The 2668-nt window shown below is 44.1% G+C and carries 3 protein-coding genes; 2 read left to right on the top strand and 1 reads right to left on the bottom strand.

Going from position 1 to position 2668, the window contains the following annotated elements; genetic code table 11:
* Window positions 1-24 precede the first annotated feature (24 nt).
* Window positions 25-474: a division/cell wall cluster transcriptional repressor MraZ gene (locus VIR50_RS10600; protein ID WP_331935083.1), complete on the bottom strand. Its 450-nt coding sequence runs from the start codon at window positions 472-474 to the stop codon at window positions 25-27.
* 822 nt (window positions 475-1296) lie between these two features.
* Here VIR50_RS10600 and VIR50_RS10605 point away from each other — a divergent pair.
* Together VIR50_RS10605 and VIR50_RS10610 are read left to right on the top strand one after the other, a co-directional pair.
* On the top strand, window positions 1297-2121 hold the full coding sequence (locus VIR50_RS10605) for a glycerol acyltransferase (protein WP_331935094.1): 825 nt from the start codon (window positions 1297-1299) through the stop codon (window positions 2119-2121).
* 57 nt (window positions 2122-2178) lie between these two features.
* Window positions 2179-2668, top strand: a 490-nt coding sequence (locus tag VIR50_RS10610) for a GNAT family N-acetyltransferase (protein WP_331935095.1), incomplete at its 3' end; no start/stop codon positions are given.

The following is a 2668-nucleotide window of genomic DNA, read 5'->3' on the forward strand; positions in this document are numbered from 1 at the left end:
TTGTGATTTTGCGTTAGCTGCGGGTTAGTATTGGCAGCCCATCATGTCGTTGATGGCTTTCTCAAACTCATCGCCGGGCAATGACTGTTTAGCCATTTCGGCGGTACTCCATATCTCGATGGTGTCGTCCATGCCCACCAAGCTCACTTCTTGTTGGATGTTGGCCATCTGCAAATGGCGCTTGGGGATGAGAAAACGCCCGTTGCTGTCGAGCGAAAGTATTTCGACGTCGGAAACAAATTGGCGGAATAGCTGCTGTTCTTTCCGATTCCATCGGCTCAATCGGGTACGCATCGTATCCATAACACCGTTCCATACCGACTCGGGATAAATGACAAGGCAGGGCTGGAAAATATCTTTTCTGAGTACGATATTCTCCTCTCCCGCAGCCTGCAATATCTTTCGGAAGGCTGCCGGCATGAAAACGCGGCCCTTGGTGTCGGTCTTGGCGCTGATGTTACCAATGAAGCGCATAATACATATTTATAAATATTCGTCGTCAAAGATACATATTTTTCCCCACACTTCCCCACTTTTCCCCACAAATTTACATAAAACAAGAAAATTGATGGGCGTAAGTCAATTGTTCGCCCCGTAGCGGTGGTGTGGTGAGGAGTGAATGTGTATGATGTGTAATGTAAAGTTTTATTACCTAAAAACAGTGCTTTTAAAATATGCCGATTAGGAGTTTGGAGGCGTGTTTTGAGGCTTGGGTTTGCTCGTAGTTTGTCTTTGGGTTTGTAAAAGCATGGCTATGATACGGTGAAAGGACTGTAATGACAGTTTGAAAGGGTCTCTTTTATAGCCCGAAACGGCTTAGTTTTAGCGATGAAATGGGCCGAATTTGCTGATGAAATGGCTGTAAATGACACTTAAAGGGCTGCTTTTGAGAGTATTTGATATACCGTTTTATCGGCTTGTTTTTAGAAAGTGCTCTGTATCAACGGGTTGGCTTTACGGGCGATTCCTTGCGTTTTTCTTCACCAAACTTTTTCTTTTTGGAAATAACTCACGGGTTTTGAGCGTTTTGTAAAGATAATTCTGAATTTTAGAACGCCTATTGGTTCTAAGGAAGGAGTGTGGATTGGCGCGGTCGCCATGAAGCAGGAGGAGGCTTGTTTCCTTGAAAGAAAATGGTTACAATCGCATGATTTTGTATTTGATGCGAAGATAGTAGTTGAGAACAATAGGCTTTTCGTTTTCTGTTTGTTTTCTTTTTTTTAATATTTTCACGTCAAAAAAAAGTGTAATTAGAAAAGAAATGTTATTTTTGCATGGAGTTAGTGGCTTTTATAAATGAGAGAACTAATAGAGAAAACAATAGACATTGATGAGATTTTAAAGGGCAAGATGGGCCGAAAGGTACGTTATGTGCCTCGTTTTGTCGTGTCTTGGCTGAAACACATCGTGCATGAGGACGAGGTGAATCGCTTTCTTTGGGAGAGCCGTCACTTATCGGGTACCGAATGGCTTACGGAATGTGTACGCTATTTAAAGATGGATATAACGATAGAAGGACTGGAGAACCTGCCCGATAAGAATGATGGCAAGCTCTATACCTTCGTTTCCAACCATCCGTTGGGTGGTCAGGACGGTGTGGCTTTGGGCTCCATTATCGGTCGTCACTACGATGGTAAGTTTCGTTACTTGGTGAATGACCTGCTTCTTAACCTGCCCGGACTGAAGCCTGTCAGTATAGGAATTAATAAAACGGGTAAGCAGAGTCGTGATTTTCCACGCATGGTGGAGGCTGGATTTAAGGGAGATAACCATTTGCTTATGTTCCCTGCCGGGCTCAATAGTCGCAAGATCAATGGCAAAATTCATGACTTGCCTTGGAAAAAGACCTTTGTAGTAAAGAGCGTGGAGGCTCGGCGCGACGTAGTACCTATTTATTTTAGCGGTCGAAACTCCAATCGGTTTTATCGCATAGCCCGTTTTAGCGATCGGTTTCTACCCTTTAATTTGGCCATGCTTTTCCTTGTGGACGAAATGTATCGCAATGTGGGCAAGTCATTTCGTGTCGTCATAGGCAAGCCCATCCCATGGCAGACATTCGATAAGAGCAAAACACCGATGGAATGGGCTAAATTCGTGGAAGATAAAGTATATGAGTTGTAGGCGGATAACATCAAAATGACAAGTCCGGACTGCGTTTGACGAACAATAACTAAATAGATGGAAGAAGAGATTATCCAACCCGTTTGCAGGGAAAAGCTGAAAAGTGAACTGACGCTTGATAAGCAACTGCGAATGACTAACAAGAGTAATAACGAGATTTACGTCGTTACGGCTCAGAATGCGCCCCATGTTATGCAGGAGATTGGCCGACTGCGAGAGATTGCTTTTCGCTCGGCGGGCGGCGGAACAGGCAAATCGGTGGATATAGATGAGTTCGATATGATGGAAGGAGGGTGCAAACAACTCGTCGTTTGGAACCCCGAAGCCGAGGAAATCATCGGAGGTTATCGTTATGTTTTCGGCAACGACTGGAAGATTGGTGAGCAAGGACAACCGCAATTGGCCACAAGTCACATGTTTCATTTCTCAGAAAAGTTCATGCGCGACTATGCTCCTTATACCGTAGAGTTGGGTCGTAGTTTCGTTTCCTTGGAGTATCAGAACGTCAGAACGAATACGAAGAGTATCTTTGCCCTTGATAATTTAT

Origin of the sequence: Prevotella sp., assembly GCF_036570325.1 — a bacterium.
Classification (GTDB): domain Bacteria; phylum Bacteroidota; class Bacteroidia; order Bacteroidales; family Bacteroidaceae; genus Prevotella.

Bases quoted from the DNA above. Each gene is read 5' to 3' on its own strand.
- VIR50_RS10605 (WP_331935094.1), top strand. From the start codon at position 1,297: ATGAGAGAACTAATAGAGAAAACAATAGACATTGATGAGATTTTAAAG.
- VIR50_RS10600 (WP_331935083.1), bottom strand. From the start codon at position 474: ATGCGCTTCATTGGTAACATCAGCGCCAAGACCGACACCAAGGGCCGC.